The following is a 23,475-nucleotide window of genomic DNA, read 5'->3' as shown; positions in this document are numbered from 1 at the left end:
TATCAAAAACCATTTAGGAGGAACTATATTATGTCAGTAATTTCTATGAAGCAATTGCTTGAAGCTGGTGTTCATTTCGGACATCAAACTCGTCGTTGGAACCCAAAAATGAAGCGTTACATTTTCACAGAGCGTAACGGTATCTACATCATCGACTTACAAAAAACTGTGAAAAAAGTTGAGGAAGCTTTCAAAGTTATGCGTGACATCGCTGCTGAAGGCGGAGACATCTTATTCGTAGGTACTAAAAAACAAGCACAAGAAGCTATTAAAGAAGAAGCAACTCGTGCTGGTATGTACTTCGTTAACCAACGTTGGTTAGGTGGAACTTTAACTAACTTCCAAACAATCCAAAAGCGTATCAAGCGTCTTAAAGACATCGAAAGAATGCAAGAAGATGGTACTTTCGAAGTACTACCTAAGAAAGAAGTTGTTCAACTTAAAAAAGAGTTAGAGCGTCTTGAGAAATTCTTAGGCGGTATTAAAGATATGAAAGGTCTTCCAAGTGCATTATTCGTAGTAGACCCTCGTAAAGAGCGTATTGCAGTTGCTGAAGCACGCAAATTACACATTCCAATCATCGGTATCGTTGATACAAACTGTGATCCAGACGAAATCGATCACGTTATCCCAGCGAACGATGATGCAATTCGTGCTGTAAAACTTCTTACATCTAAAATGGCAGACGCGATCCTTGAAGCAAAACAAGGTGAAGAAACTGTTACTGCGTAACAAAGTTGGAAAGGTGATAAGGGGTTCGGCCTTTTATCACCTTTTTTAAGGTATAAACACCTTTATAAAAGGTATAAATACATATTTTAGGAGGATGAAAAGTATGGCAATCACTGCACAAATGGTAAAAGAATTACGTGAAAAAACTGGCGCAGGTATGATGGACTGCAAAAAAGCTTTAACAGAAACTAACGGCGACATGGAGAAGGCAATTGACTTCTTACGTGAAAAAGGTATCGCGAAAGCTGCTAAAAAAGCAGACCGCATCGCTGCTGAAGGTTTAACTTTCATCGAAACAAACGGTAACGACGGTTTAATCTTAGAATTAAACTCTGAAACTGATTTCGTTGCGAAAAACGAAGGTTTCCAAACATTAATTAAAGAATTAGCTGCTCACTTATTAGCTAAGAAACCTGCTAACGTTGAAGAAGCTATGGCTCAAACAATGGAAAACGGTAAAAAAGTTGAAGAGCACATCAACGAAGCAATCGCTAAAATTGGTGAAAAGCTTACACTTCGTCGTTTCGAAATCGTATCAAAAACTGATGCAGATGCATTCGGTGCTTACCTACACATGGGTGGACGCATTGGTGTTCTAACAGTTCTTGAAGGTTCTACTGATGAAGCGGCTGCTAAAGACGTAGCAATGCACATCGCTGCAGTTAACCCTAAATACATCGATCGTGATGCTGTAACAGCTGAAGAAGTTGAGCATGAGCGTCAAGTATTAACACAACAAGCATTAAACGAAGGCAAGCCTGAAAAAATCGTTGCAAAAATGGTTGAAGGCCGTCTAGGCAAATTCTTCGAAGAGATTTGCTTACTTGACCAAGCATTCGTTAAAAACCCTGATATGAAAGTTCGTCAATTCGTTGAGTCTAAAGGCGCAACATTAAAAGGATTCGTTCGCTACGCTGTTGGTGAAGGTATCGAAAAACGCGAAGACAACTTTGCTGAAGAAGTAATGAACCAAGTAAAAGGTAGTAACTAATACAGATTAGGGAACACATTGTGTTCCCTTTTTTAAAATAAAGATGTAAGCAATTGGAGGTTCATTATGAGTAAACCGAAATATAATCGTGTCGTTTTAAAGCTGAGTGGAGAAGCTTTAGCTGGCGAGCAAGGATTTGGAATCAACCCAGCTGTTATTAAGTCAGTTGCGGAACAAGTGAAAGAAATTGCAGAACTAGATGTAGAGGTTGCTGTTGTTGTTGGCGGCGGTAACATTTGGCGTGGAAAAATTGGAAGTGAGATGGGCATGGATCGTGCAGGAGCGGATTACATGGGCATGTTAGCGACAGTTATGAATTCATTAGCTCTTCAAGATAGCTTGGAGAACATCGGAATTCAAACTCGCGTACAAACTTCAATTGAAATGCGTCAAGTGGCAGAGCCTTACATTCGTCGTAAAGCAGTTCGTCACTTAGAGAAAAAACGTGTTGTTATCTTCGCAGCAGGTACTGGTAACCCATACTTCTCTACAGATACAACGGCAGCATTACGTGCGGCGGAAATTGAAGCTGACGTAATTTTAATGGCGAAAAACAATGTGGATGGCGTATATAATGCAGATCCATCTATTGACCCAACAGCTACGAAATACGAAACACTTACTTACTTAGATGTATTAAAAGAAGGTTTAGGTGTAATGGATTCTACAGCTTCTTCTCTATGTATGGATAATGATATTCCATTAATTGTATTCTCAGTTATGGAAAAAGGGAATATTAAACGTGCCGTGTTAGGCGAAAATATCGGAACAGTTGTAAGGGGGAAATAAATATGGGACAACAAGTATTGAAGTCTGCAAATGAAAAAATGGAAAAAGCGGTTGCTGCTTATTCACGCGAATTAGCAACAGTTCGCGCTGGTCGTGCAAACGCGTCTGTATTAGATAAAGTACAAGTTGATTACTATGGTGCACCAACACCAGTTGTGCAATTAGCGAACATTACAGTTCCAGAAGCACGTTTACTTGTAATTCAACCGTATGATAAAACTTCTATCGGTGATATCGAAAAAGCAATTTTAAAAGCAGATTTAGGCTTAAACCCTTCTAATGATGGAACTGTAATTCGTATTGCATTCCCTGCATTAACAGAAGAGCGTCGTCGTGATCTTGTAAAAGTTGTGAAAAAATATGCTGAAGAAGCAAAAGTTGCTGTTCGTAACGTACGTCGTGACGGTAACGATGATCTTAAGAAGCTTGAAAAAGCTGGCGAGATTACAGAAGACGATTTAAGAGGATATACTGAAGATATCCAAAAAGAAACAGATAAATATATTGCAAAAGTTGACGAAATCGCAAAAAACAAAGAAAAAGAAATCATGGAAGTGTAATAGCGATACTTTCGCAAATATGACCCTCTTCTTAAGGGGGTCTTTTTACACTTTTAGGCATACGTCTGCTTGTTGGAGGGTATGAATGATGTTTAAAAACTTTCCTTTTTTTAAAGGTAAAAAGGACACATCGTTTGATCATCTCGTTGAAGAAGTGAAAAAAGGATACATCCCAGAACATATTGCCATCATTATGGATGGTAATGGAAGGTGGGCAAAGAGGAGAGCGATGCCTCGTATTGCGGGACATCATGAAGGCATGCAAGTTGTAAAGAAAATCACAAAATTTGCAAGCAAACTTAATGTGAAAGTATTAACTCTTTATGCTTTTTCAACTGAGAACTGGAAAAGACCGAAAAAGGAAGTTGATTATTTAATGAAGCTTCCAGAAGAATTTTTAGGTACATTTTTACCAGAATTGATTGAAGAGAACGTACAAGTCCGTGTAATAGGGCAACAAGATCGTCTTCCTACGCATACACGCAGAGCGATGGAGAAGGCCATGGAAGAGACGAAAGAGAATACGGGATTAATTCTGAATTTCGCGTTAAACTATGGAAGTCGAGATGAAATCGTTTCTGCTGTGCAACATATGATGAAAGATCGTGAGGAAGGAAAAGTTCGTGTTGAAGATGTAAGTGAAGAAATGCTTTCTTCCTACTTAATGACGAGTTCTTTACCTGACCCAGAGTTGTTAATCCGTACGAGCGGAGAGCTACGTATTAGTAATTTCATGTTATGGCAAATTGCATATTCGGAATTTTGGTTTACAGATGTGTATTGGCCAGATTTTACCGAGGAACATTTGCTAAATGCGATTACAGACTTTCAGCATAGAGGGCGCAGATTCGGAGGCGTGTAGAAAGAGAGGGTTTGGTAGTGAAACAGAGAATTATTACTGGAGTGGTTGCTGCCGCGCTATTCATTCCCATCGTAATTTACGGTGGCGTGCCTTTTACGGTTTTAGTGTATGCACTTGCTTCTATAGGTTTATATGAATTAATTCGTATGAATAAGCTTACGCTTATTTCAGTACCAACAGTTTTAGCTGCAGTATTATTATGGATTATTTTAATTCCAAGTAGTGCATCAGAACTGTTTACTTGGATTGGATTAGGTAAATTAGAAATCACATTTGTGATTGTTTTATTACTTTTATCATATACAGTCCTTTCTAAGAATACATTTACTTTTGACAATGCTTCATTTTTACTAATGGCAACAACATATGTTGCAATGGGATTCTTATATTTGAATGAAACGAGAATTTTAGGAATTAAATATGTGTTTTGCGCATTATTTGTTATATGGGCTACTGATTCAGGCGCATATTTCGTAGGAAAAGCATTAGGAAAAAGAAAGTTATGGCCAGAAATTAGTCCAAATAAAACGATTGAAGGTTCATTAGGCGGCATCGTTTGTGGAATTATTGTAGCGCTTGTTTACAACATGTTTTTCCCAGTGGAATCGAATGTAGTAATTTTAATTGTGCTGACAATTATCATTTCTATTTTTGGACAAATTGGTGATTTAGTACAATCTGCATTTAAACGTCATTATGGCGTAAAAGATTCAGGTACAATTTTACCTGGACATGGTGGTATATTAGATCGAACAGATAGTTGGTTATTCGTTTTACCAATTCTCTACTTCTTATTACAATACAATTAATAAATGAACGAGGGGTTGGAGTCATGAAAAACATTAGTTTATTAGGTGCAAGCGGATCAATTGGTACACAAACTTTAGATGTATTACGCTCGCACCCAGACCAATTCCGTCTCGTTGCTTTTTCTGTAGGGAAAAATATTGACTACGCAGTAAAAGTCATTCAAGAATTTTCTCCGCAAATTGTCTCTGTGCAAAGAGAGGAAGATGTTTTAAAATTACAAGCTGTCTCTGGTAATACAAAAATTGTATATGGTAGTGAAGGACTTTTAGAAGTAGCATTACATCCAGATGCGGAGATCGTAGTAAATGCTGTTGTAGGTAGCGTAGGGTTGTTACCAACACTTCGTGCAATTGAGGCGAAAAAAACAATTGGAATTGCAAACAAAGAAACGTTAGTAACTGCAGGGCATCTTGTAATGGAAGCAGCGCGAAAACATAATGTTTCGTTACTTCCAGTAGACAGTGAACATTCAGCTATTTTTCAATGCTTGAATGGTGAAAATGAAAAAAGAATTTCTCGACTAATTATAACGGCTTCTGGTGGAAGTTTCCGTGATAAAACGAGAGATGAATTGCATCATGTGACCGTAGAAGATGCGCTTCGACATCCAAACTGGTCAATGGGTTCGAAAATTACAATTGATTCTGCTACAATGATGAATAAGGGGCTAGAAGTAATTGAAGCACATTGGCTTTTTGGTATCCCTTACGAGCAAATCGATGTTGTTTTACATAAAGAAAGTATTATTCATTCTATGGTTGAATTTGAAGATCGTAGTGTGATGGCACAGCTTGGCTCACCTGATATGCGAGTACCAATTCAATACGCACTTACATATCCTGATCGATTGCCTCTTTCAGACACAAAGCAGTTAAATTTATGGGAAATGGGTACATTGCATTTTGAGAAAATGAACCAAGAACGTTTCCGTTGCTTGCGCTTTGCGTATGAAGCTGGAAAAACAGGTGGAAGTATGCCGGCTGTAATGAATGCAGCGAATGAAGTAGCTGTTGAAGCTTTTTTACAAAAGAGAATTGGTTTCTTAACAGTGGAAGACCTCATTGAAAAAGCAATGAACCATCACAATGTCATTGCACGTCCGAGCTTAGAGGAAATTCTGGAAATTGATGCAACCACAAGACGGTTTGTGATGGAACAAATTTAGCAAAGGTGGTATGGAATTGAATACAGCGATTGCCTTTATATTAATTTTCGGTGCACTCGTATTTTTCCATGAGCTAGGGCATCTATATTTCGCAAAAAGAGCAGGTATTTTATGCCGTGAGTTTGCGATTGGTTTTGGTCCGAAAATATTCTCATTTGAAAAGAATGAAACGGTGTATACGATTCGATTATTGCCCCTTGGTGGCTATGTAAGAATGGCTGGCGAGGATGCAGATACAGTTGAGTTAAAGCCTGGGAAAAAGGTTGGCCTTGTATTAAACGAAAAAGACGAAGTTGTAAAATTAGTTTTTGATGGGTATGAAAAGTATCCAAATGTTCGCGTGATTGAAGTGGAACAAGCTGATTTAGAGCATAATTTAACAATTTCGGGTTATGAAGAGTACGAGGAAGAGCTTCAAACATTCCGAGTGAATGAAAAGGCTCGTATTATTACTGCCGGTGAAGAAATTCAAATTGCTCCGTATAATAGACAGTTTGGCTCTAAGAAATTAGGTCAACGTGCTTTAACGATCTTTGCGGGTCCTGCAATGAACTTCATTTTAGCGTTTGTTATTTTTGTGATTCTTGGATTTGTACAAGGTGTTCCTGTTGATAAACCAATGGTCGGAAAAGTGATGGAGAATAGTGCGGCAGAGCAAGCTGGATTAAAAGAAAATGATACAATTCAAGCTATTGATGGGAAAAACACAAGTACATGGAAAGATGTTGTTACCATTGTACGTGAAAATCCGAATAAAGAAATTACGTTACAAGTAAAGCGTGATAGTGAACAGTTTAATGTGAAAGTAACGCCAACGCTTGATAAAGAAGGTAAAGAAGAAGTTGGTAGAATCGGTGTTTACTCTCCTGTAGAAAAAACAGTGATGGGTTCTATTAAATCAGGTTTTGAACAAACATACCAATGGACGAAACTAATTTTTGAGTCTCTTGTGAAATTAGTAACCGGCCAATTCTCTATTAATGAGTTGTCAGGTCCAGTAGGAATTTATAATCTAACAGATCAAGTTGTAGATTATGGATTTACGCGTGTATTAAGTTTAGCAGCCGTTTTAAGTATTAACCTTGGTTTATTTAACCTACTACCAGTTCCTGCTTTAGACGGTGGACGTTTGTTCTTCTTCTTAATTGAAGCGTTACGCGGGAAACCAATTGACCGTCAAAAAGAAGGAATGGTTCACTTTATTGGTTTTGCATTATTAATGTTACTTATGTTAGTAGTAACTTGGAATGACATTCGTAAGTTTTTCTTGTAAAATAAAGTGAAACTTATAATGAAATAGAGCTCGTAGAATAAAATCCCTCACCTAACTCGAGGTGAGGGGTTTTCCTGCGTATAAGAGTAAAATGAAGAGGTGCGAATAAATGAAACAAAGTATGGTATTTAGTCCTACATTACGTGAAGTTCCAGCTGATGCTGAAATTAAGAGTCATCAGTTATTACTTCGTGCAGGTTTTATGCGTCAAAATGCTTCTGGTATTTATAGCTTTTTACCATTTGGATTAAAAGTGCTACACAAAGTAGAACGAATCGTTCGAGAAGAAATGGAGCGCGCAGGTGCTGTAGAATTATTAATGCCAGCGATGCAAGCTGCAGAATTATGGCAAGAGTCAGGTCGTTGGTATTCTTACGGATCTGAATTAATGCGTATGAAAGATCGTAATGCTCGTGAATTTGCATTAGGAGCGACACATGAAGAAGTAATTACGGATCTTGTACGTGATGAAGTGAAATCATATAAAAAATTACCGTTAACATTATATCAAATTCAAACAAAATTCCGTGATGAACAAAGACCTCGTTTCGGTTTATTACGTGGAAGAGAGTTTCTAATGAAAGATGCATACTCTTTCCATGCTACACAAGAGAGCTTAGATGAAGTGTACGATCGCTTATACAAAGCATACTCTAACATTTTCGCTCGTTGTGGCTTGAATTTCCGTGCGGTTATTGCTGATTCAGGAGCAATGGGTGGAAAAGATACACATGAATTTATGGTATTATCTGATGTTGGTGAAGATACAATTGCATACTCTGATACATCTGATTATGCAGCGAACATCGAAATGGCTCCTGTTGTAGCTACGTATACGAAGAGTGACGAAGCAGAAAAAGCGCTTGAAAAAGTAGCAACACCAGACCAAAAAGCAATTGAAGAAGTATCTGCCTTCTTAAACATAGAAGCTGAAAAGTGCATTAAGTCTATGGTATTTAAAGTAGATGAGAAATTAGTAGTTGTACTTGTTCGTGGTGATCATGAAGTAAACGATGTAAAAGTGAAAAATGTATACGGTGCTTCCGTTGTTGAGCTTGCCTCTCATGAAGAAGTAAAAGAATTATTAAATTGTGAAGTTGGTTCATTAGGTCCAATTGGTGTAACAGGTGATATTGAAATTATTGCTGATCACGCTGTAGCATCGATTGTCAACGGATGTTCAGGAGCTAACGAAGAAGGGTTCCATTATGTAAATGTAAATCCAGAACGTGACTTTAAAGTAAGTCAATATACGGATTTACGATTCATTCAAGAAGGAGATCAATCTCCAGACGGAAACGGAACAATTCTTTTCGCACGCGGAATTGAAGTTGGTCATGTATTCAAATTAGGAACTCGTTATAGTGAAGCAATGAACGCAACATTCCTAGATGAAAACGGAAAAACACAACCACTTATTATGGGTTGTTACGGCATTGGTGTGTCTCGTACAGTGGCAGCAATTGCAGAGCAGTTTAATGATGAGAACGGTTTAGTTTGGCCAAAAGCTGTTGCACCGTTCCATGTGCATGTAATTCCAGTAAATATGAAATCTGATGCACAACGTGAAATGGGTGAAAACATCTATAACTCATTACAAGAGCAAGGATATGAAGTATTACTAGATGATCGTGCAGAACGTGCAGGCGTTAAATTTGCTGATGCTGATTTATTCGGCCTTCCAGTTCGCGTGACAGTTGGTAAAAAAGCAGACGAAGGTATTGTAGAAGTGAAAGTACGTGCTACAGGTGAGTCTGAAGAAGTGAAAGTAGAAGAGCTTCAAACATATATTGCTAATATTTTAAAATAAGAAGAGGTACCTCATAACGAGGTACCTTCTCTTTCTTTGTAAACGTATTTTGTAAAAGAAGAAGGGAGAAATCTTTCTTTGTAGTACGTTTCAATTTATAATAGCAAATGGAAGGAGAGTGCTTATGTCTTTAACAAATGAACAACAAGAGCGATTTCAAATTTTGCTCCAGCAGTTGCAAATACCAGAAGACCTTATAAATCAATATTTACAAGGCGGTGGCATTGAAAAGCTAGTTATTGATAAAGCGAATAAAAGTTGGCATTTTGACTTACAAGTGCCGCGTATTTTGCCTACAGAATTATATGAATTGCTAGAAACAAAGCTTAAGCAATCATTTTCTCATATTGCAAGAACAACATTTGCATTAGAAACAGAGAACAAACAATTTACTGAAGAAGAAGTGAGGGCGTATTGGCCACTTTGTACGGAACGAATTACATTTTCACCTATGTTTGCTTATTTAAAGAAGCAGCTTCCGCAGGTTAATGGAGTGAAGTTACTTATAAATGTGAATAATGAGCTGGAATCTACTGCTTTAAAGAAAAACGTTGCGAAACCAGTAGGGGATCAATACGAGGCTTTTGGATTCCCGCGTTTCCAGCTAGACACACATATACAGCAAAATACAGAAGAAATGCAAAAGTTTCGTGAGCAAACGCAGCAAGAGGACCGCGAGCGTGTTATACAAGCTATGGAAGAAATGGCGAAGAAGCAAGCTGAAGAAAGTAGCGTTGTGCATGAAGGACCGATCACACTCGGGTATCTTATTAAGCCAGATGAAGAGATTACACCGATGCGAGAAATTCAAGATGAAGAAAGAAGAAAAACAGTTCAAGGATATGTCTTCCATGTGGAAACGAAAGAGCTTCGTAGTGGACGTACGTTATTAACTTTAAAAATAACGGATTATACAGATTCGATTATGATCAAAATGTTCTCACGTGATAAAGAAGATATTCCAATGCTACAATCCTTGAAAAAAGGAATGTGGGTGAAGGCTCGTGGTTCTGTTCAAAATGATACATTTGTTCGAGATTTAGTAATGATTGCAAATGATATTAATGAAATAACAGGACCGTCTCGTAAAGATAAAGCACCAGAAGGCGAAAAACGTGTAGAGCTGCATCTTCACACGCCAATGAGTCAAATGGATGCTGTTACTCCAGTTTCTAAGCTTGTTGCTCAAGCAGGTAAATGGGGGCATGAGGCTATTGCCATTACAGACCATGCTGTGGCTCAGTCGTTCCCGGAGGCATATTCTGCGGGGAAAAAGGCTGGAGTTAAAGTTATATACGGTGTAGAAGCGAATTTAGTTAATGACGGTGTACCAATAGCGTATAACGAAGCGCATCGTTTACTTGCAGAGGAAACGTATGTTGTTTTTGACGTTGAGACGACAGGTTTATCAGCTGTATACGATACAGTTATTGAGTTAGCTGCTGTAAAAGTAAAAGGTGGCGAAATTATTGACCGCTTTGAATCTTTTGCAAATCCGCATCAACCATTATCGGCAACGATCATTGAATTAACAGGTATTACAGATGATATGTTAACCGACGCACCAGAAGTGGACGAAGTGTTTAAAAAGTTTGAAGAATGGATGGGCGACCATACACTTGTTGCTCATAACGCAAGCTTCGATATGGGCTTTATTAACGTAGGATTTAAAAAAGCTGGTTTAGAAAAAACAAAAAATCCAGTAATAGATACGTTAGAGCTTGCACGATTCTTATTCCCAGAAATGAAAAATCACCGTTTAAATACGTTGTGTAAAAAGATGGATATCGAATTAACGCAACATCACCGTGCAATTTATGATACAGAAGCAACGGGATATTTACTTGTAAAAATGTTAAAAGAGGTAATTGAAAAAGGTTTTGAATATCACGATCAATTAAACGATAGTATGGGACAAGGGGATGCATATAAACGCGGGCGTCCAAGTCATATGACATTACTTGCTACATCGGATGTTGGATTGAAAAATTTATATAAACTTGTTTCATATTCTCATTTAAATTACTTTTACCGTGTACCACGAGTACCAAGATCACTATTAAAAAAGTATCGTGAAGGTATTTTAGTAGGAACGGCTTGTGATAAAGGTGAAGTGTTTGAGGCGATGATGCAAAAAGCTCCTGAAGAGGTAGAAGAAATTGCGCAGTTCTACGATTACATTGAAGTAATGCCACCAGAAGTGTTACGTCATTTAGTAGAGCGTGAACTCGTTCGAGATGAGGGACAATTAAAAACAATCATTTCTAACTTAGTAAAACTAGGTGAGACGTTAGATAAACCAGTTGTTGCTACCGGAAACGTACATTATTTAGATCCAGAAGATGCAATGTATCGTAAAATTTTAGTAAGTTCACAGGGTGGAGCGAATCCGTTAAACCGACATTCATTACCACCTGTACATTTCCGTACAACGGATGAAATGTTAGAGTGTTTCTCATTTTTAGGTGAAGACGTAGCGAAAGAAATTGTCGTAACGAATACACAAAAGATTGCATCATTAATTGGTGATGTTCATCCAGTAAAAGATGATCTATATACACCGAAAATTGAAGGTGCAGATGATGAAACGCGTGATATGAGTTATAAAATGGCGCGTAGCATTTATGGTGAAGAGTTACCTGAAATAGTAGAAGCCCGTTTAGAAAAAGAATTAAAAAGTATTATTGGTCATGGATTCGCCGTAATCTATTTAATTTCACATAAACTTGTGAAAAAATCATTAGTAGACGGATATCTAGTAGGTTCGCGTGGATCGGTAGGTTCATCATTCGTTGCAACGATGATGGAAATTACAGAAGTAAACCCATTACCACCACATTATGTATGTCCGAAGTGTAAGCAATCAGAATTCTTTAATGATGGTTCTGTAGGGTCTGGTTTCGACTTACCGGATAAAGAATGTCCTACATGTAATGTTCCATACGTAAAAGATGGACATGATATTCCGTTCGAAACGTTCCTTGGATTTAAAGGAGATAAGGTACCCGATATCGATTTGAATTTCTCCGGGGAATATCAACCACGTGCCCATAACTATACGAAAGTACTGTTCGGTGAAGATTATGTATATCGTGCAGGAACGATTGGTACAGTTGCGGAAAAAACTGCTTATGGATATGTAAAAGGTTATGCAAATGATCATAACTTAACGATTCGAAATGCAGAAATTGATCGCTTAGTAGCAGGATGTACCGGTGTAAAACGTACAACAGGACAGCATCCAGGTGGTATTATCGTTGTGCCAGATTACATGGACATTTTTGATTTCTCACCGATACAGTATCCGGCAGATTCAATAGGGGCTGAGTGGAGAACGACACACTTTGACTTCCACTCGATTCATGATAATTTATTGAAACTTGATATACTAGGACACGATGATCCGACAGTTATTCGTATGTTACAAGATTTAAGTGGTATTGATCCGAAAACAATCCCAACGGATGATCCAGAAGTAATGAAAATTTTCTCAGGGCCAGAATCGTTAGGCGTAACGGAAGAACAAATTAACTGTAAAACAGGTACACTTGGTATACCAGAGTTTGGTACGAAATTCGTAAGACAGATGTTAGAAGAGACGAAACCGACGACATTCTCAGAGTTAGTCCAAATTTCTGGATTATCACATGGTACGGACGTATGGCTAGGTAATGCAAACGAATTAATTTATAACGGTACATGTACGCTGAGTGAAGTTATCGGTTGTCGTGATGACATCATGGTATATTTAATCTATCAAGGTTTAGACCCATCATTAGCCTTCAAAATCATGGAGTCAGTACGTAAAGGTAAAGGTGTACCAGAAGAATGGGAAGAGGACATGAAAAATAATAATGTACCAGGTTGGTATATTGATTCATGTAAGAAGATTAAGTACATGTTCCCTAAAGCCCATGCGGCTGCATACGTACTTATGGCCGTGCGTATTGCATACTTTAAAGTACATTTCGCGCTTCTATTCTATGCGGCATACTTTACCGTTCGTGCAGATGACTTTGACGTAGAAGCGATGGCGAAAGGTTCAGCATCTATACGCGCAAGAATTGATGAAATTGCGCAAAAAGGTTTAGATGCAGCGCCGAAAGAGAAGAGTTTATTAACGGTACTAGAAATGACACTTGAAATGTGTGAGCGTGGATACTCATTCCAAAAGGTTGATTTGTATCGTTCACATGCAACAGACTTTATTATTGATGGAGACTCATTAATTCCTCCATTTAATGCGGTACCTGGTCTTGGTACGAACGCAGCTTTAAGTATTGTGGAAGCTCGTAAAAATGGAGAATTCTTATCAAAGGAAGACTTGCAGCAGCGTAGTAAGGTTTCGAAAACAATTATTGAGTATTTAGATAGTCAAGGTTGTTTAGGTGATTTGCCGGATCAAAACCAGTTATCACTGTTCTAATAGGTAGGAAAAGTCTTTGCAAATCAACATTTGCTATGGTATACTATTAACCGAGATAACCATGTCATGTATATTGTGTGAAAAAAAGAGTGGGGAAACCCACTCTTTCGTGTTACTATCTACATTTTATTGATGTGGAGAGGTAAGAAATTTCTGTCGTATATACATATTTTGTTACAAGTTTTACTTCTTAAATTTGGTAATACTAAGACAGATATTCCCTGCTTAACGGCAGGGGCTTTTGTTAGCTAACGAGAAAGAATAAGATAGACCGTTCTATGGGCGGGGTCTTTTCTTGTAAATGGTACATGGCGGCAGGAAGGAGGCTGTTTATGGATAAGAAAGTCACAGAAGTTGTAGAAGCATTTGCGCAGCCAATCGTTGAAGAGTTAAATCTTGAACTTGTAGATGTAGAGTATGTGAAAGAAGGACAAGACTGGTTCTTACGCGTATTCATCGATTCTGAAAAGGGAGTCGACATTGAAGAATGCGGTGCGGTGAGTGAACGTTTAAGCGAAGCTTTAGATAAAGAGGATCCAATTCCTCATCTTTACTTTTTGGATGTGTCATCTCCTGGAGCAGAACGCCCATTAAAGAAAGAGAAAGACTTCCAGCAAGCGGTAGGAAAACAAGTGGCAATTAAAACATATGAGCCGATTGATGGTGAAAAGATGTTTGAAGGAAAAATGCTTTCCTACGATGGTACTACAATTACACTATTATTAACAATTAAAACACGTAAAAAAGAAATCCAAATTCCAATGGACAAAGTTGCAAATGCGCGACTTGCTGTTACGTTTTAGTTAGAAGGGGGATCTTCATGAGCACTGAGTTGTTAGATGCCTTGCTCGTATTAGAGTCAGAAAAAGGAATTAGTAAAGATATTATTATTGATGCGATTGAAGCAGCGTTAATCTCTGCTTATAAACGCAATTTTAACCAAGCACAAAACGTTCGTGTGAGCTTTAACCCACAAGTGGGAACAATCCAAGTTTTAGCACGTAAAGACGTTGTTGATAATGTGTTTGATCCACGTCTTGAAATTTCTGTTGAAGAAGCAAGACAAATTAATCCAAACTATCAAGATGGTGACGTACTAGAAATTGAGGTAACGCCAAAAGATTTCGGTCGTATTGCAGCACAAACTGCAAAACAAGTTGTAACACAACGAGTGCGTGAAGCAGAGCGTGGTGTTATTTACTCTGAGTTTAGTGATCGTGAAGAAGATATCATGGTTGGTATCGTACAACGTCAAGATGCTCGTTTCATCTATGTAAGCTTAGGGAAAGTAGAAGCTTTATTACCTGTAAGTGAGCAAATGCCGAACGAACAGTACAAACCACATGATCGTATTCGCGTATTCATTACGAAAGTAGAAAAAACAACAAAAGGACCACAAATTTACGTATCACGTACACATCCTGGTCTTTTAAAACGTTTATTCGAAATGGAAGTTCCTGAAATTTATGATGGAACGGTTGAAATTCGTTCTGTAGCACGTGAAGCAGGAGATCGTTCTAAAATCTCTGTACATGCAGAGAACATTGATGTGGATCCAGTAGGTTCTTGTGTAGGACCGAAAGGACAACGTGTACAACGCATTGTAGACGAACTAAAAGGTGAAAAGATTGACATCGTTCGCTGGTCAAATGATCCAGTAGAATATGTTGCCAATGCTTTAAGCCCATCACAAGTTGTTAAAGTGCTTGTAGATGAAGAAGAAAAAGCAACAACTGTTGTTGTTCCAGACCACCAACTGTCATTAGCTATCGGTAAACGTGGACAAAATGCACGTCTTGCAGCTAAATTAACAGGTTGGAAAATTGATATTAAGAGTGAGTCTGATGCGAAACAACTTGGAATTGTAACAGAAGAAGATAGCGTAGTCGCATTCGGATTCGATTCAGTTGAAGACGAAATCGAGTAGAGGTGATGAGTATGAGCAATCGAAAAGTTCCGTTACGAAAATGTGTTGCAACGCAAGAAATGAAATCAAAACGAGAGCTCGTTCGCATTGTTCGTTCCAAAGAGGGAGAAGTGTCTATTGATTTAACTGGAAAGAAATCAGGACGAGGTGCTTATTTATCAAAAGATAAAGAAAGCATTCTTCAAGCTCAAAAGAAAAATGTTTTGGAACATCATCTAAAAGCGAAAATCGACAGTTCTCTTTATGAAGAACTTCTTGAGCTTGTTGAGAAGGAGTCGAAATAAGTGTCCGATTGGAAATCGTTTTTAGGACTAGCAAACCGGGCTCGAAAAATTATTTCGGGTGAAGAACTCGTTTTAAAGGAAGTACGAAGTGGCAAAGCAAAACTTGTGTTGCTATCTGAAGATGCGTCAGTAAATACTACAAAGCGTATTACGGATAAAACGACGTACTACAACGTACCAATGAGAAAGGTCGAAAATCGACAACAATTAGGGCATGCGATTGGGAGAGATGAGCGAGTCGTTGTAGCTGTGTTAGATGAAGGCTTTGCGAAAAAGCTGCGTAGCATGCTCGATACAAATTACCGGGGGTGAAGGTATGAGTAAAATTCGAGTGCATGAATATGCGAAAAAACATAATATCTCAAGTAAAGATCTTATGACAAAACTAAAAGAAATGAATATCGAGGTTTCGAATCATATGACAATGTTAGACGATGAAGTAGTAAACAAATTAGATAATGAGTATCAAACTGAAAAACCTTCTGTTGCAGATGAGTTTGAAGTAGAAGAAAAAGTTGTTCGTAGTAAAAAGAACAGCAATAAGAAAAAGAAAAAAGGCAAAGGAAACGAAGACAAGCGTCAAGAGAACTTTGCTGGAAGACAACAAACACAAACTGTAGAAACACCAGATAAAATTACTTTCTCTGGAAGTCTTACAGTAGGTGATCTTGCTAAGAAATTAAGTAAAGAGCCATCTGAAATTATTAAAAAGCTCTTCATGCTTGGAATTATGGCAACAATTAACCAAGACTTAGATAAAGATACAATTGAGTTAATTGCTAACGACTACGGTATTGAAGTAGAAGAAGAAGTAATTGTAAGCGAAACTGAGTTTGAAACATTCATCGATGAGCAAGATGATGAAGAGAACTTAAAAGAGCGTCCAGCTGTAGTTACAATCATGGGACACGTTGACCATGGTAAAACAACATTGCTTGACTCTATCCGTAACTCTAAAGTAACTGCTGGTGAAGCGGGTGGAATTACTCAGCATATTGGTGCATACCAAGTTGAAGTAAATGACAAGAAAATTACATTCTTAGATACACCTGGTCACGCGGCGTTTACAACGATGCGTGCTCGTGGTGCACAAGTAACGGATATTACAATCCTTGTTGTTGCAGCTGATGACGGTGTTATGCCACAAACAGTTGAAGCAATTAACCATGCGAAAGCAGCAGGAGTACCAATTATTGTTGCTGTGAATAAAATGGATAAACCAGCTGCGAACCCTGATCGCGTAATGCAAGAACTAACAGAATATGAATTAGTTCCAGAAGCATGGGGCGGAGACACAATTTTCGTACCAATTTCTGCGATTCAAGGTGAAGGAATTGACAATTTACTAGAAATGATTCTTCTTGTAAGTGAAGTAGAAGAGTATAAAGCAAATCCAAACCGCTATGCAACTGGTACTGTAATTGAAGCCCAACTTGATAAAGGTAAAGGAACTATCGCGACATTACTTGTTCAAAACGGTACGCTTCGAGTAGGAGATCCAATCGTTGTTGGAACTACATTCGGTCGTGTTCGTGCAATGGTAAGTGATATTGGTCGTCGTGTAAAAGTTGCTGGTCCATCAACTCCTGTTGAAATTACAGGTTTAAACGAAGTACCACAAGCAGGAGATCGTTTCATGGCATTCGCTGATGAGAAGAAAGCTCGTCAAATCGGTGAATCACGTGCACAAGAAGCGCTACTTGCTCAACGTGGTGAGAAATCTAAATTAAGCCTTGAAGATTTATTCCAACAAATCCAAGAGGGCGATGTAAAAGAAATTAACTTAATTGTGAAAGCGGACGTACAAGGTTCTGTAGAAGCAATGGCAGCATCACTACGTAAAATTGATGTTGAAGGTGTTAAAGTTAAAATTATCCATACAGGCGTAGGTGCGATTACAGAATCTGATATTATTTTAGCTTCTGCATCTAATGCAATTGTAATTGGATTTAACGTACGCCCAGATGTAAATGCGAAGCGTACAGCTGAATTAGAGAACGTTGATATTCGTTTACACCGCATTATTTATAAAGTAATCGAAGAGATCGAAGCAGCGATGCAAGGTATGCTAGATCCAGAATTTGAAGAAAAAGTAATCGGTCAAGCAGAAGTACGTCAAACGTTTAAAGTAACAAAAGTTGGAACAATCGCAGGTTGTTACGTAACAGATGGTAAAATTACACGTGATAGCGGCGTGCGTATTATCCGTGATGGTGTGGTAATCTATGAAGGTCAACTTGATACGTTAAAACGTTTCAAAGACGACGTAAAAGAAGTTGCTCAAAACTATGAGTGTGGTATTACAATTGAGAAATACAACGATCTTAAAGAAGGGGACATCATTGAAGCGTACATTATGGAAGAAGTGAAGCGATGATTATCGCTTCTCTCTCATTCGAGTGTATGATTTACGATGTGCATTCTTTAAAAGAGAAACGAGCAATTTTGCAACGGGTGTTAACTCGTGTGAAACAGCGTTATAACGTAGCTGTTTCAGAAGTAGGGCATCAAGATGTATGGCAACGTACAGAAATTGCGATTGTTTCCGTATCCTCAAATCGTGTTATTTGTGAAAAAGAAATGAATCGTGTACTTGAGTATATCGATTCATTTCCTGAAATTGAACGTACGATAACACAATTGGAATGGTATTGAATGAGGTGAAGAGTTATGAAATTACGTGCAAACCGTGTAGGCGAGCAAATGAAAAAAGAATTAGGCGACATCATCAGTCGTAAAATTAAAGATCCACGTGTCGGATTTGTTACTGTAACAGATGTACAAGTGAGTGGAGATTTACAAATTGCTACAGTATATATTTCTGTTTTAGGTGATGAAGAACAGAAAGAAAGTACATTAAAAGGTTTAGCGAAGGCAAAAGGCTTCATTCGTTCAGAAATTGGCCAACGTATTCGTCTTCGTAAAACGCCTGAAATTTCCTTTGAATTTGATGAATCTATCGGATATGGTCATCGAATTGATACACTTTTACATGAAATTAATAAAGAAGGTAAACGTGAAGAATAATGGATAGACATTTGTCTATCCATTTTTTCAATGTAAAATAAGTTTTAGGTAATGATTATGAAAGAATTACGATGAGGTGAACATATATGGAAGGTGTAGTATTATTACATAAGCCAAAAGGCATGACATCACACGATTGTGTATTTAAATTAAGAAAGATATTGCGTGAAAAACGAATTGGTCATACAGGAACATTAGATCCAGATGTAACAGGAGTATTGCCTATTTGTGTTGGACGAGCAACGAAGATTGCACAATTTTTAACAAGTGAAACGAAAACATATGAAGGTGAAGTAACATTAGGGTTTTCAACAACAACTGAAGATGCTTCAGGTGAAGTTGTGGAAACGAAACATGTAGATCGTGTTATTACTCGTAAAGAAGTGGAAGAGGTTCTTGCCGCATTAACAGGTACGATTGAGCAAATGCCTCCGATGTTTTCGGCTGTAAAAGTTAACGGGAAAAAATTATATGAATATGCAAGAGCAGGACAAGAGGTTGAACGTCCAGTTCGTACAATTACAATTCATGAATTTGTATTACTAGATGACCGTGAAGTGTTTGAAGGAGAAAATATTTCATTCCGTTTCCGTGTAACGTGTAGTAAAGGCACATATGTAAGAACATTAGCGGTAATGATTGGTGAAAAACTTGGTTTTCCATCACATATGTCTCACCTTGTAAGAACGGCTTCAGGTGAATTTGTATTAGAAGATTGCATATCATTTGAAGAAATTGAAGAAAACGTGCACAATGGAACAGTAGAGTCTATCTTCATTTCAATTGATGAAGCGTTAAGTAAGTTCCCGAAAATGGTTGTAGATGAAAAGCAAGCAGAAAAAATAAAAAATGGTATGTTCTTAAAAAATGAATTGCAAATAACGGCGCCATTTATAACAGTGTTTGATAAAAACGATCGTTGCCTTGCAATTTATGAGCACCATCCAAAACACCCTGGTATGCTAAAGCCGATGAAAGTACTTGTGAATAATCAAGAACTAAAGCTATAATGAATTATTGGAAGGATTATTACAGAAAAAGGTGAATTCAAGCGTGAAACTTATTCATTTAACTCATCCACATGAACAAAATAAATTAGAATTACCACCTACTGTAATGGCATTAGGATTTTTTGATGGCATTCATTTAGGACATCAATGTGTGATTCGAACTGCGAAACAAATAGCGGATGAACGAGGATATAAAAGTGCAGTGATGACATTTTATCCGCATCCATCTGTTGTTTTAGGTAAAAAGGAAGCGCATGCGGAGTATATTACACCAATGTGTGATAAAGAAAAAATAGTCGAGAGTTTAGGAATCGATATATTATATGTTGTTAAATTCGATGAATCATTTGCAGGCTTATTGCCACAACAATTTGTAGATGATTATATTATTGGTTTAAATGTAAAACATGTAGTAGCAGGATTTGATTATTCATATGGACGTTTAGGAAAAGGAAAGATGGAGACTTTACCATTTCATGCAAGAGGGGAGTTTACACAGACTGTGATTGAAAAAGTTGAATTTCAAGAAGAGAAAGTAAGTTCTACGGCATTACGAAAGTTAATTCGAAATGGCGAAATGGAGCAAATTCCATCTATTTTAGGTAGAGCATATACAGTAGGAGGAACGGTTGTACACGGTGATAAACGTGGACGTCAAATTGGTTTCCCAACAGCTAATGTAGGTTTAAGTGATGAGTATCTATTACCACCTGTAGGTGTTTATGCAGTGAGATTAAAAGTTCACGATGAATGGTACGATGGTGTATGTAATATTGGATATAAACCAACCTTTAAAGAAGATGAGCGCCAACTATCTATTGAAGTGCACTTATTTGAATTTAACAAAGACATATATGATCAAAATGTTACAGTAGAGTGGCATATGCGTATAAGAGAAGAGAAGAAATTCAATGGCATCGATGAGTTAGTTGAACAAATCGCTAAAGATAAGAAAACAGCACAAGAATATTTTGCGAACGAAAAGAATATACTTGCTTTTTCAAATGAAAAGTAGTATTCTATGTTATGTACTTTATGACAACCATTGCTTGGCATTGCGACTCACCGACGCTTGCTAGGTAATCGGGGGTTTAATTAATAGGAGGTGAAATAGGATGGCTTTAACACAAGAGCGTAAAAATGAAATCATTGCACAATTTAGAACTCATGAGACTGATACTGGTTCTCCAGAGGTTCAAATTGCTGTCCTAACGGAGCAAATTAACACTCTAAACGAGCACTTACGTACTCACAAGAAAGATCATCATTCACGTCGTGGTCTATTAAAGATGGTTGGTAAACGTCGTAACTTACTAACTTACCTTCGTAATAGCGATATCACACGTTACCGTGAATTAATCACAAAGCTTGGCTTACGTCGATAGTCAAAGAAGCGGGAATATTCCCGCTTTTTTGTTAGGTAAAAATATATCTTCTACTCTTTATAGCTTACTTCATTTTCGGTAATACTAGAGGTAGAATATTGTGATATACTATCCATTTACATAGAAGAATTGAATACTTTAAATTGAGAGGGGTACTTAAATGAGTCAAGAAAAGCAAGTCTTCTCGATAGATTTAGCTGGTCGCCAGCTAACAGTTGAAACAGGTCAGCTTGCAAAGCAAGCGAACGGAGCAGTATTAGTAAGATATGGCGATACAGCGGTTCTATCTACAGCAACTGCATCAAAAGAAGCAAAAAATGTAGATTTCTTCCCACTTACAGTAAACTATGAAGAGCGTTTATATGCAGTCGGAAAAATTCCTGGCGGTTTCATTAAACGTGAAGGTCGTCCAAGTGAAAAAGCAATTTTGGCAAGTCGTTTAATCGACCGTCCAATTCGTCCACTTTTCGCAGATGGTTTCCGTAACGAAGTACAAGTTGTCAGCATCGTAATGAGTGTTGATCAAGATTGTTCTTCTGAAATGGCAGCTATGCTTGGTTCTTCATTAGCGTTATCGATTTCAGACATTCCATTTGAAGGTCCGATCGCGGGTGCAACAGTTGGTCGTATTAACGGCGAATTCGTTATCAACCCAACAGTAGAACAGCAAGAACAAAGTGATATTCACCTTGTTGTAGCTGGTACGAAAGATGCAATTAACATGGTTGAAGCAGGAGCAGATCAAGTGCCTGAGGAAACAATGTTAGAAGCAATTATGTTTGGTCATGACGAAATTAAACGTCTAATTGCATTCCAAGAAGAGATTGTACAAGCTGTAGGTAAAGAGAAATCAGAAGTGAAACTTTATGAAGTTGACGCTGATCTTAACCAATCTGTACGTGAAATGGCTGAGAAGGATATGCATTCTGCAATTCAAGTACATGAGAAACATGCACGTGAAGATGCAATTAACGAAGTGAAAAAGCGTGTAATTGAGCATTACGAAGCGCAAGAAGCTGATGCTGATACATTAGGACAAGTAAATGAGATTTTATATAAAATTGTAAAAGAAGAAGTACGTCGTCTTATTACAGTTGAGAAAATCCGCCCAGATGGCCGTAAAGGTGACGAAATCCGTCCATTAGCATCAGAGGTTGGCATTTTATCTCGTACACACGGTTCTGGTTTATTCACACGTGGACAAACACAAGCATTAAGTATTTGTACATTAGGCGCATTAGGCGATGTGCAAATTTTAGATGGCCTTGGTGTAGAAGAATCAAAACGCTTTATGCACCATTACAATTTCCCATCATTTAGTGTTGGTGAAACAAGACCAATGCGTGGACCAGGTCGTCGTGAAATTGGTCACGGTGCACTAGGAGAACGTGCTCTTGAGCCTGTAATTCCGTCTGAAAAAGATTTCCCATACACAGTCCGTCTTGTATCTGAAGTATTAGAATCAAATGGTTCTACTTCACAAGCGAGTATTTGTGGTAGTACTTTAGCAATGATGGATGCTGGTGTTCCACTTAAAGCTCCAGTTGCAGGTATTGCAATGGGCCTAGTTAAATCAGGTGAGCATTACACAATTTTAACTGATATTCAAGGTATGGAAGATCATTTAGGTGATATGGACTTTAAAGTAGCAGGTACAGCACACGGTGTAACTGCACTACAAATGGACATTAAAATCGATGGTCTATCTCGTGAAATTTTAGAAGAGGCATTACAACAAGCGAAAGTTGGTCGTATGCACATTCTAGATCATATGTTATCTGTAATTGCAGAGCCACGCACTGAATTATCAGCGTACGCTCCAAAGATTATTACAATGACAATTAACCCAGATAAAATCCGTGACGTTATCGGACCAAGCGGTAAACAAATCAATAAAATTATTGAAGAAACTGGCGTTAAAATTGACATCGAGCAAGATGGTACAGTATTCATTTCTTCAATAAATCAAGAAATGAACGACAAAGCTAAGAAAATTATCGAGGATATCGTTCGCGAAGTACAAGTAGGGGAAATCTACGAAGGAAAAGTGAAACGTGTTGAGAAATTCGGTGCTTTCGTTGAATTATTCAGCGGTAAAGATGGATTAGTTCACATTTCTGAACTTGCACTTGAGCGTGTAGGTAAAGTAGAAGACGTTGTGAAAATCGGTGATGTAATTACAGTTAAAGTTATCGAGATTGACAAGCAAGGTCGCGTGAATTTATCTAGAAAAGTATTGCTAAAAGAAGAGCAAGAAAAAGAAGCTGCTAAAGAAGAAAACAAACAAGAGCAGCAATAAGTAAAAGCCAGTTTAACTGGCTTTTTTTGTTATGTAAAAATATGATTTGCATATATTTTTATGTCAGTATAGGTATAGTTTTCATTATAACGCTCAAATTAACAAAGATAAGAAGGAAAATGGTT

21 protein-coding genes are annotated in these 23,475 nt (G+C 37.8%); all 21 read left to right on the top strand.

The genetic code is table 11. From position 1 onward, the window contains the following. The first annotated feature begins 30 nt into the window (after positions 1-30). The 21 genes from rpsB (at position 31) to pnp (ending at position 23,350) form a co-directional block, all read left to right on the top strand. Positions 31-732, top strand: coding sequence for a 30S ribosomal protein S2 (rpsB, locus tag MKY00_RS18665; RefSeq protein WP_000111483.1), 702 nt, complete (start codon positions 31-33; stop codon positions 730-732). A 103-nt stretch (positions 733-835) separates the two neighbouring features. Beyond that, on the top strand, positions 836-1,723 hold the full coding sequence (gene tsf / locus MKY00_RS18660) for a translation elongation factor Ts (RefSeq protein WP_001018580.1): 888 nt from the start codon (positions 836-838) through the stop codon (positions 1,721-1,723). 66 nt (positions 1,724-1,789) lie between these two features. Beyond that, a complete protein-coding gene (gene pyrH / locus MKY00_RS18655; RefSeq protein WP_000042663.1) occupies positions 1,790-2,512 on the top strand; it encodes a UMP kinase in 723 nt (240 codons plus the stop codon). Between the two features lie 2 nt (positions 2,513-2,514). After that, positions 2,515-3,072 carry a ribosome recycling factor gene (gene frr / locus MKY00_RS18650; RefSeq protein ID WP_000531500.1) on the top strand — a complete coding sequence of 186 codons (558 nt, stop codon included), beginning with the start codon at positions 2,515-2,517 and terminating at the stop codon, positions 3,070-3,072. Between the two features lie 85 nt (positions 3,073-3,157). Continuing rightward, positions 3,158-3,934: an isoprenyl transferase gene (gene uppS / locus MKY00_RS18645; RefSeq protein ID WP_000971300.1), complete on the top strand. Its 777-nt coding sequence runs from the start codon at positions 3,158-3,160 to the stop codon at positions 3,932-3,934. 17 nt (positions 3,935-3,951) lie between these two features. Beyond that, on the top strand, positions 3,952-4,743 hold the full coding sequence (gene cdsA / locus MKY00_RS18640) for a phosphatidate cytidylyltransferase (protein WP_000813584.1): 792 nt from the start codon (positions 3,952-3,954) through the stop codon (positions 4,741-4,743). Between the two features lie 23 nt (positions 4,744-4,766). Then, positions 4,767-5,909: a 1-deoxy-D-xylulose-5-phosphate reductoisomerase gene (gene dxr, locus MKY00_RS18635; RefSeq protein ID WP_000790363.1), complete on the top strand. Its 1,143-nt coding sequence runs from the start codon at positions 4,767-4,769 to the stop codon at positions 5,907-5,909. A gap of 16 nt (positions 5,910-5,925) precedes the next feature. Then, the gene (rseP, locus tag MKY00_RS18630; RefSeq protein WP_001090246.1) at positions 5,926-7,182 is read left to right on the top strand and encodes an RIP metalloprotease RseP; all 1,257 of its coding nucleotides are present in this window, start codon (positions 5,926-5,928) and stop codon (positions 7,180-7,182) included. A 109-nt stretch (positions 7,183-7,291) separates the two neighbouring features. Next, complete coding sequence (locus tag MKY00_RS18625; RefSeq protein ID WP_000814305.1) at positions 7,292-8,992, top strand: proline--tRNA ligase; 1,701 nt, start codon at positions 7,292-7,294, stop codon at positions 8,990-8,992. A gap of 124 nt (positions 8,993-9,116) precedes the next feature. Beyond that, positions 9,117-13,418, top strand: coding sequence for a PolC-type DNA polymerase III (locus tag MKY00_RS18620; protein WP_074585749.1), 4,302 nt, complete (start codon positions 9,117-9,119; stop codon positions 13,416-13,418). 332 nt (positions 13,419-13,750) lie between these two features. Next, positions 13,751-14,221, top strand: a complete 471-nt coding sequence (gene rimP, locus MKY00_RS18615; protein ID WP_000359097.1) for a ribosome maturation factor RimP — start codon at positions 13,751-13,753, stop codon at positions 14,219-14,221. Positions 14,222-14,238: 17 nt separating this feature from the next. Further along, entirely contained in the window at positions 14,239-15,345 is a 1,107-nt protein-coding gene (nusA, locus tag MKY00_RS18610) for a transcription termination factor NusA (RefSeq protein ID WP_000102609.1), read from the top strand. 11 nt (positions 15,346-15,356) lie between these two features. Next, positions 15,357-15,629, top strand: coding sequence for an RNase P modulator RnpM (rnpM, locus tag MKY00_RS18605; RefSeq protein WP_000071128.1), 273 nt, complete (start codon positions 15,357-15,359; stop codon positions 15,627-15,629). Next, a complete protein-coding gene (locus MKY00_RS18600; protein WP_001286523.1) occupies positions 15,630-15,941 on the top strand; it encodes a YlxQ family RNA-binding protein in 312 nt (103 codons plus the stop codon). It abuts the gene before it with no gap. A gap of 4 nt (positions 15,942-15,945) precedes the next feature. Next, complete coding sequence (infB, locus tag MKY00_RS18595; RefSeq protein ID WP_000036345.1) at positions 15,946-18,006, top strand: translation initiation factor IF-2; 2,061 nt, start codon at positions 15,946-15,948, stop codon at positions 18,004-18,006. Continuing rightward, positions 18,003-18,284: a DUF503 domain-containing protein gene (locus MKY00_RS18590; protein ID WP_000582364.1), complete on the top strand. Its 282-nt coding sequence runs from the start codon at positions 18,003-18,005 to the stop codon at positions 18,282-18,284. Before infB ends, MKY00_RS18590 begins: the two co-directional genes overlap by 4 nt. A gap of 15 nt (positions 18,285-18,299) precedes the next feature. Next, positions 18,300-18,656: a 30S ribosome-binding factor RbfA gene (gene rbfA, locus MKY00_RS18585; RefSeq protein WP_000776443.1), complete on the top strand. Its 357-nt coding sequence runs from the start codon at positions 18,300-18,302 to the stop codon at positions 18,654-18,656. A gap of 86 nt (positions 18,657-18,742) precedes the next feature. Next, on the top strand, positions 18,743-19,666 hold the full coding sequence (gene truB / locus MKY00_RS18580) for a tRNA pseudouridine(55) synthase TruB (protein ID WP_341035170.1): 924 nt from the start codon (positions 18,743-18,745) through the stop codon (positions 19,664-19,666). A 43-nt stretch (positions 19,667-19,709) separates the two neighbouring features. Continuing rightward, entirely contained in the window at positions 19,710-20,681 is a 972-nt protein-coding gene (ribF, locus tag MKY00_RS18575; protein ID WP_000766721.1) for a bifunctional riboflavin kinase/FAD synthetase, read from the top strand. Between the two features lie 100 nt (positions 20,682-20,781). Then, complete coding sequence (rpsO, locus tag MKY00_RS18570) at positions 20,782-21,051, top strand: 30S ribosomal protein S15 (protein ID WP_001229392.1); 270 nt, start codon at positions 20,782-20,784, stop codon at positions 21,049-21,051. Positions 21,052-21,211: 160 nt separating this feature from the next. Continuing rightward, complete coding sequence (gene pnp / locus MKY00_RS18565) at positions 21,212-23,350, top strand: polyribonucleotide nucleotidyltransferase (RefSeq protein ID WP_000076751.1); 2,139 nt, start codon at positions 21,212-21,214, stop codon at positions 23,348-23,350. The last annotated feature ends 125 nt before the right edge of the window (positions 23,351-23,475 follow it).

The organism is Bacillus sp. FSL R9-9834, assembly GCF_038006905.1.
Classification (GTDB): Bacteria; Bacillota; Bacilli; order Bacillales; family Bacillaceae_G; genus Bacillus_A; species Bacillus_A pacificus.
This window is presented reverse-complemented; position numbering and strand designations above follow the sequence as displayed.

What these genes read in the sequence shown, in the direction of transcription:
- rpsB (WP_000111483.1), top strand. Translation starts at nt 31, where the DNA reads ATGTCAGTAATTTCTATGAAGCAATTGCTTGAAGCTGGTGTTCATTTC.
- tsf (WP_001018580.1), top strand. Translation starts at nt 836, where the DNA reads ATGGCAATCACTGCACAAATGGTAAAAGAATTACGTGAAAAAACTGGC.
- pyrH (WP_000042663.1), top strand. Translation starts at nt 1,790, where the DNA reads ATGAGTAAACCGAAATATAATCGTGTCGTTTTAAAGCTGAGTGGAGAA.
- frr (WP_000531500.1), top strand. Translation starts at nt 2,515, where the DNA reads ATGGGACAACAAGTATTGAAGTCTGCAAATGAAAAAATGGAAAAAGCG.
- uppS (WP_000971300.1), top strand. Translation starts at nt 3,158, where the DNA reads ATGATGTTTAAAAACTTTCCTTTTTTTAAAGGTAAAAAGGACACATCG.
- dxr (WP_000790363.1), top strand. Translation starts at nt 4,767, where the DNA reads ATGAAAAACATTAGTTTATTAGGTGCAAGCGGATCAATTGGTACACAA.
- MKY00_RS18625 (WP_000814305.1), top strand. Translation starts at nt 7,292, where the DNA reads ATGAAACAAAGTATGGTATTTAGTCCTACATTACGTGAAGTTCCAGCT.
- MKY00_RS18620 (WP_074585749.1), top strand. Translation starts at nt 9,117, where the DNA reads ATGTCTTTAACAAATGAACAACAAGAGCGATTTCAAATTTTGCTCCAG.
- rimP (WP_000359097.1), top strand. Translation starts at nt 13,751, where the DNA reads ATGGATAAGAAAGTCACAGAAGTTGTAGAAGCATTTGCGCAGCCAATC.
- nusA (WP_000102609.1), top strand. Translation starts at nt 14,239, where the DNA reads ATGAGCACTGAGTTGTTAGATGCCTTGCTCGTATTAGAGTCAGAAAAA.
- rnpM (WP_000071128.1), top strand. Translation starts at nt 15,357, where the DNA reads ATGAGCAATCGAAAAGTTCCGTTACGAAAATGTGTTGCAACGCAAGAA.
- infB (WP_000036345.1), top strand. Translation starts at nt 15,946, where the DNA reads ATGAGTAAAATTCGAGTGCATGAATATGCGAAAAAACATAATATCTCA.
- MKY00_RS18590 (WP_000582364.1), top strand. Translation starts at nt 18,003, where the DNA reads ATGATTATCGCTTCTCTCTCATTCGAGTGTATGATTTACGATGTGCAT.
- rbfA (WP_000776443.1), top strand. Translation starts at nt 18,300, where the DNA reads ATGAAATTACGTGCAAACCGTGTAGGCGAGCAAATGAAAAAAGAATTA.
- truB (WP_341035170.1), top strand. Translation starts at nt 18,743, where the DNA reads ATGGAAGGTGTAGTATTATTACATAAGCCAAAAGGCATGACATCACAC.
- rpsO (WP_001229392.1), top strand. Translation starts at nt 20,782, where the DNA reads ATGGCTTTAACACAAGAGCGTAAAAATGAAATCATTGCACAATTTAGA.
- pnp (WP_000076751.1), top strand. Translation starts at nt 21,212, where the DNA reads ATGAGTCAAGAAAAGCAAGTCTTCTCGATAGATTTAGCTGGTCGCCAG.